The following is a 6,005-nucleotide window of genomic DNA, read 5'->3' on the forward strand; positions in this document are numbered from 1 at the left end:
GTCCGGCGACCTCGCGGGCGAGGGCGTGGTGCGCGTCGACATCGAGAGGGCCGGATGCCGCGGGGCGCGCCTGCGCCTTGCGGGTGAGGTCGATGAGACGGCTGACGACGGTGTCGAGGTCGGACTCGTCGAGGCTGCCGTTCTGCACGGCGGCGACGATCTCGGCATCCGTCCGTCCGCCCGACGAGGGCATCTCGAGGTCCATGCCGGCGACGAGGCCGGTGACGCGGTCGTTCACCGCGCCCCAGTCCGAGACCACGATCCCCTCGAAGCCCCACTCGTCGCGCAGCACCGTCGTGAGCAGCCACGGGTCCTCCGACGCGTAGACGCCGTTGATGCGGTTGTACGAGCACATGACGGTCCACGGCTGGGCGTCTTCGACGACCCGCTGGAAGCCGCGCAGGTAGATCTCGCGCAGCGTGCGGGGGTCGACGTCGCTCGAGACGCGCAGCCGGTCGGTCTCCTGGTTGTTCGCGGCGAAGTGCTTGAGCGATGAGCCGACGCCCTGCGACTGGATGCCGCGCACGAGGCCCGCGCCCATCGCTCCCGAGACGATCGGGTCTTCCGACATGTACTCGAAGTTGCGGCCGCACAGGGGGGAGCGCTTGATGTTGATGCCCGGGCCGAGGATCACCGCGACGTCTTCGATGGCCGACTCGACGCCGAGGGCCACGCCGACGCGCTCGGCGAGCTCGGGGTCGAAGGTCGCCGAGAGCCCGACGGCCGGCGGGAAGCAGGTGGCCGGGATGCTGCCGGCGAGGCCGAGGTGGTCGGTGGCGCCGCCCTGCTTGCGGAGCCCGTGGGGTCCGTCGGTGAGCATGAGCGAGGGGATGCCGACGCGGTCGACGCTCTTCGTCGTCCAGAAGTCGGCGCCGCTGGTGAGCGACGCCTTCTCGTCGAGGGTGAGGTCCTGGGCGCTCGCGCCGGTGGGCTCGGACATGTGATTCCTCTCGCCGTTGAGCCGGTTCCGGGCCGCATCGGATGGTGCAGCCGCCGCTCGAATGTGAAAACTTTATCTCCTTAGGTTTTGTGACACAAGCCGCCGCTGTCATCTGCGCAGAAACCTCTTGCACTGAAAACCTGAAAGGTCTAGGTTTTCAGCCACGGGAGCGAAATGCCGGCATTGCAGAGTGGCGATGCCTTCGGACTCCCACCGGCCGAAGGAGGCAGGTATGAGCGGGTCCGCAGCGGGTATGCCGTCGGGAATGACGACGGCGACGGCAGTCGCACGGGAGCATCACTGGTTCAAGGAACCCACCGAACCGGCGAAGAAGAGCTACGTCGCCTGGCTGCTCATCGCGCAGCTGGTGTTCTTCATCGCACTGCTGGGGCCGGCCATCGTCGGTATCGGCATCAAGATCCAGTCGCTGGTCGCGGCCGGGGTCATCCCCGAGAACGGTGCCACGGGTGCCGCGGCGATCCTCGGAGGCGTCGGAGCACTGTTCGCGACGATCGCGAACGTCGTGTTCGGTCGGGTGTCCGACCGCACGACGAGCAGGTGGGGCCGTCGACGCATCTGGGTCGTCCTCGGCACGGTCATCATGACGGTGGCGTTCCTGATCATGGCGCTCGCGCCGAGCCTTCTGGTCGCGACGGTCGGCTGGGCGCTCGCGCAGCTCGGTGCGAACATGACGCTCGCGCCGTTCATCGCCACGATCGCGGACCAGGTGCCGAAGTTCCAGCGGGGCACCATCACGGCGGCCCTCGGCATCGCGCAGAACGTCGGCATCCTGGGTGGCACGTACGTCGCGCAGTACTTCGTCAACGATCTCGTCATCATGTTCGTTGCTCCGTCGGTGCTCGCGATCGTCGTGATGGTGATCTTCGCGATCGTGCTGCCCGACCAGGTGCTGCCGACCAAGCCGCCGCGGGCGTCGTTCCGCGATTGGTGGGAGACCTTCTGGGTCAGCCCGGTGCAGCACCCGGACTATGCGCTCGCCTGGTGGTCACGGTTCCTCATCACCTTCGCGAGCTTCGGCTTCACCGCGTTCCGCTACTTCTACCTCCTCAATCACGTCGGAGTCTCGGAGCCCGACATCCCCGCGGTGATCTCGACGAGCGTTCTGATCTACACCGTCGCGCTGGTCGTGGTGAGCATCATCGCGGGCAAGCTCTCGGACAAGCTGGGGCGCCGAAAGGTCTTCGTCTGGACCTCGACGGTGATGTTCGCCGCAGGAACGGTCGGCCTGATCTTCGTGCAGGACATCACCGCGTTCTACATCCTCGAGGCGTTCCTCGGAATCGCCTACGGAATGTACGTGGGCGTCGACCTGGCGCTCGTGGTGGACGTTCTGCCCAATCCCGACGACTCGGGCAAGGACCTGGGCGTCTTCAACATCGCCAATGCTCTTCCGCAGACGTTCGCACCGCTCATCGGCGGCATCATCGTCTACATCGGCAGCGAGAACGGCAACAACTACGGCCTGTGGTTCTCGATATGCGGAGTGCTGGCGCTGATAGGCGCGATCGTGATCTTCCCGATCAAGAGCGTGAAATAGCGGGGAGGGGAGGCGGAGATCGGATGCGCAGGGGAGGCATCCGGTCTCCGCAGCCTCATCCCGGCCGTTCATCGGATTCTCCTAGACTGACGAGATGACTCGACGAGGACAGTACGCGAAGGGTGCGGCCAAGCGGGCCGAGATCCTCGCCGTCGCGCTCGATGTCGTCGCCGAGATGGGCACGCGCAAGTCCTCGAACAAGGAGATCGCCGCCCGCGTCGGGCTCACGCAGCCGGGGCTGATGCACTACTTCCGCACGAGAGAGGATCTCTTCGTCGAGGTGCTGCGGGCCCGGGATGCGCGCGATCACGAGCAGTTCTACTCGCCGCAGCATGGGTTCCAGGGATTCCTCGACGTGATCGCGCACAACGCCACCGTTCCGGGGCTGGTGCGGCTGTACGTCGAGTACTCGGCCGAGGCGACCATCGAGGGGCACCCGGCGCGGGTCTTCTTCGAGGAGCGCTTCGCGTGGGTGCGCACCCTCATGATCGACGCGGTCGAGCGCGAGCAGGCCGCCGAGAGGATGGGGCCTGAGGTCGACGTCGCGTACGTCGCCGACCTTCTCATCGCCGCCGCCGACGGGCTTCAGGTGCAGTGGCTGCTCGACCCGTCGATCGACATGGCGGATCGGCTGTCGAGGCTGTGGGAGGGCATCCGCGCGGCATCCTGGGCGCCGGTCGTGGCCTGACCCGTCCCCGGCCAGGCCTCTCGCCCCGGCCCCCCGTTTCCGGGCACGGCTTCGGAGGTGGCATCCGACTCGCCGGTCATCTGAGCGGCCGTGCGGTGTGTCGAGACGTCGACTCCGAAGCCGTGCCCGGCTACCCTGACCGCATGATCATCGACGATTTCCCGCGTGACCTGCTCATGACCGGTGCGATCTTCGGAATCGCGACGTTCGTCTGGGCAGGGTGGGCGCAGGAGCGGCCGCCGAAGCACTGGATCTGGCGGGTCATCCTCGGGGTGCTGAGCCTCGGCGGGGCCGCGCTGGCGGGAGTCAGCCTGCCGGCGGCGATCCGCAACTGGGAGCTGCCGACGGCGATCACCTGGGGTGGCACTGCATCGACCTGGTACGTCATCGTCTTCTGGATCGAGGTCGTCGCGATCATCGTCCTGGCGATCTGGGCGACCAGGCGCTCGCGCACCGATCTGATCGCGCCGCTCGTGCTCGCGGTCGTCGGCATCCACTTCATCCCGCTGGCCTGGGTGTTCCAGCAGCCGGCGTTCGTCTTCGCGGGCGTGCTGCTGACGGTGGCCGCGGCGGTCGCCGCGCTCGTTCCGGAGAAGGATGCGGCGCGCAGCTTCTGGTGCGGCATCGTCGCCGCTCCGATCCTCCTGATCGTCGGCGTGAGCTGCGCGATCATCGCCTTCGGAGCTCTGTGACGGCACTCTGCTGTCGCTCTGACGCGCGCTGACGCTGCTTCTTCGACCCTGATCAAAAGAGTCGGTTTTACGTAATTACGAAGTTTTGCTACGGTCGAAGCATGGAAGCCGCGGCGCAGGATGCGATCGAACGTCGTCTCGACGAGCTCGAGAAGGAGGTCGCGCGACTCTCGGCGCTCGCGGGTGCGGGGCCCGTGCGCCCCGCGACCGACGCGGACGCACCGGCCGGCGGCGAGCAGGATGCATCCGCCGACGACCCGCTGTGGTTCGTGAACGAGCTCGGTCGCCGCGCGCCCGGGGCGGTGATGATGGCCGGCGCCGTCGAGACGCCGGCGGGGCCGATCCGCTGGCAGTACGGGCTGTACGCCGAGAAGCTGCTGTCCGAGGACTGGAGCGACCTCGCCCGTCCGCTCGAGGCGCTCGGCCACCCGGCTCGCCTCGAACTCGTGCGTCAGGTGATGCGCGGTGCTCACACGACGGCCGAGCTGCTCGAACTCGAACACCTCGCGTCGTCGGGCCAGCTGTACCACCACCTGCGCCAGCTCGTGAATGCGGGATGGCTCGTCTCGCCCCGTCGCGGCTACTACGAGGTGCCCGGCGCCCGAGTCGTGCCGCTCCTCGTCCTGACCATGATCGCTTCGAGCTGAGGAGTCCCATGACCTCCCCGACCTCCCCGACCTCCGCCGAGGTCGACCCCACCTCCGCGCAGTCCGGCTCCTCCGGGCCGGATGCTCCGCGCCGCTCCACCCGAGCGATGCTCGCCGTCATCGGCGCGGCCGCCGTGATCGGCATCGGCCTCGGTGCGGCGATCGGCCCGCAGCACCAGACCGTGAGCGCATCCACCGCGGGTGATGCCGCGCTCGCCGACCGCATCCGCTCGCTGCCGGGCAGCTTCGACAGCTTCCGCGCGCTCTCGGTCGCCGAGGTCGGTCCCGACGGCACCGTCTTCGCCGGTCTGGGCGACGCCGACCCGTCGAACCCCGGTGCCCCCGAGGCCGACACGGTCTTCGAGCTCGGATCCATCACCAAGACCTTCACGGGCGCGCTGTTCGCCGAGGCGATCGAGCGGGGCGAGGTCGCGCCCGACGACGACCTCGCGCAGTATCTGACCGAGCTCGAGGGCACGCCCGCCGGCGCGGTGACTCTGGCCTCGCTGTCGCAGCACTCCTCGGGTCTGCCCGCGCTCGGGGCCACGGCAGAGCAGAGCTCGGTCGCGAGCGTGCTCTTCAACGAGAACGCCTACTCCTCCACGACGACCGCGCAGCTCATCGCCGATGCGGCGATCGCGCCCGTCGACCCCGACCAGGGGTCGGTGTACTCGAACTTCGCAGTGTCGCTGCTCGGCACCGCGTTGGTCGAGGCTGCCGGTGAAGAGGACTACGCCGCGCTGCTGCACGACCGCATCACCGAACCTCTGGGGATGGATGACACGGTGGTCGCCGCGACGGCGGATGAGGTTCCCGCCGACGCCGTGCCCGGATTCCTCACGAACGGCACTCCGGCGACCCGGTGGTGGGGCGAGGGGTACCTCCCGGCGGGGGCATCGACGTTCACGACCGCCGCAGACCTCGCCGCCTGGGCCCAGGCCAACCTCGACGGCACGGCTCCGGGCGCGGCCGCCCTCGAGCCGACCGGCACCATGGCCGAGGGCGTCGAGATCGGCTGGGGCTGGATCACGTCGGCCTCGTTCTCGGGCGAGGGCACGCAGACCTGGCACAACGGCGGGACGGCGGGCTTCCACACCATCCTCACTCTCGATCGGGATGCCGGCACGGCCTTCATCGCGCTGTCGAACACCTCCGCGCCGGCCGACTACATCGCGATGTCGTATGCCTCGGGTGCTCCGATCGCCGGCGTCGCGGAACTCTACGTCATCCTCGGCTGGGGGCTCGTCGGACTCTCGGTGCTGTTCGGAGTGATCGCCCTCATCCGTGCGCTGCGGGTCAGGTCGCTGCTGCCCTCGATCAGCGACCTCATCTGGGCGACCTGCGGCCTGCTGCTGCTCTGGAACGCCGGACCGTGGTTCGCGGTCGGCGGCTGGGTGTGGGGCATCGCTCTGGCCCCGGCTCTCGCCGCGATCGGCGTGCTGGCCCTGCGGGCATCCCGCACGCCGTTGCCCTTCCTTCC

At 68.6% G+C, this 6,005-nt stretch carries 6 protein-coding genes; 5 read left to right on the forward strand and 1 reads right to left on the reverse strand.

The genetic code is table 11. The features are described 5' to 3' along the window. Positions 1 to 940, reverse strand: a 940-nt coding sequence (locus RTM68_RS15030; RefSeq protein WP_312172413.1) for a glycoside hydrolase family 3 N-terminal domain-containing protein, incomplete at its 3' end; no start/stop codon positions are given. 232 nt (positions 941 to 1,172) lie between these two features. Between RTM68_RS15030 and RTM68_RS15035 the strand changes: the two genes are divergently transcribed. From RTM68_RS15035 to RTM68_RS15055, 5 genes are all read left to right on the forward strand, one after another. Beyond that, positions 1,173 to 2,498 carry an MFS transporter gene (locus RTM68_RS15035; protein ID WP_312172415.1) on the forward strand — a complete coding sequence of 442 codons (1,326 nt, stop codon included), beginning with the start codon at positions 1,173 to 1,175 and terminating at the stop codon, positions 2,496 to 2,498. 94 nt (positions 2,499 to 2,592) lie between these two features. Then, the gene (locus RTM68_RS15040; RefSeq protein ID WP_312172417.1) at positions 2,593 to 3,186 is read left to right on the forward strand and encodes a TetR/AcrR family transcriptional regulator; all 594 of its coding nucleotides are present in this window, start codon (positions 2,593 to 2,595) and stop codon (positions 3,184 to 3,186) included. A gap of 143 nt (positions 3,187 to 3,329) precedes the next feature. After that, positions 3,330 to 3,878 carry a hypothetical protein gene (locus RTM68_RS15045; protein WP_312172420.1) on the forward strand — a complete coding sequence of 183 codons (549 nt, stop codon included), beginning with the start codon at positions 3,330 to 3,332 and terminating at the stop codon, positions 3,876 to 3,878. A 101-nt stretch (positions 3,879 to 3,979) separates the two neighbouring features. Further along, positions 3,980 to 4,525 (forward strand): winged helix-turn-helix domain-containing protein, encoded by a 546-nt coding sequence (locus RTM68_RS15050; RefSeq protein WP_312172423.1) that lies wholly within the window; start codon positions 3,980 to 3,982, stop codon positions 4,523 to 4,525. An 8-nt stretch (positions 4,526 to 4,533) separates the two neighbouring features. Continuing rightward, a partial coding sequence (locus tag RTM68_RS15055) for a serine hydrolase domain-containing protein (RefSeq protein WP_312172425.1) occupies positions 4,534 to 6,005 on the forward strand: 1,472 nt, incomplete at its 3' end.

It is taken from the genome of Microbacterium sp., from assembly GCF_031988965.1.
Classification (GTDB): Bacteria; Actinomycetota; Actinomycetes; order Actinomycetales; family Microbacteriaceae; genus Microbacterium.

Bases quoted from the DNA above. Each gene is read 5' to 3' on its own strand.
- RTM68_RS15040 (WP_312172417.1), top strand. From the start codon at position 2,593: ATGACTCGACGAGGACAGTACGCGAAGGGTGCGGCCAAGCGGGCCGAG.
- RTM68_RS15045 (WP_312172420.1), top strand. From the start codon at position 3,330: ATGATCATCGACGATTTCCCGCGTGACCTGCTCATGACCGGTGCGATC.
- RTM68_RS15050 (WP_312172423.1), top strand. From the start codon at position 3,980: ATGGAAGCCGCGGCGCAGGATGCGATCGAACGTCGTCTCGACGAGCTC.
- RTM68_RS15035 (WP_312172415.1), top strand. From the start codon at position 1,173: ATGAGCGGGTCCGCAGCGGGTATGCCGTCGGGAATGACGACGGCGACG.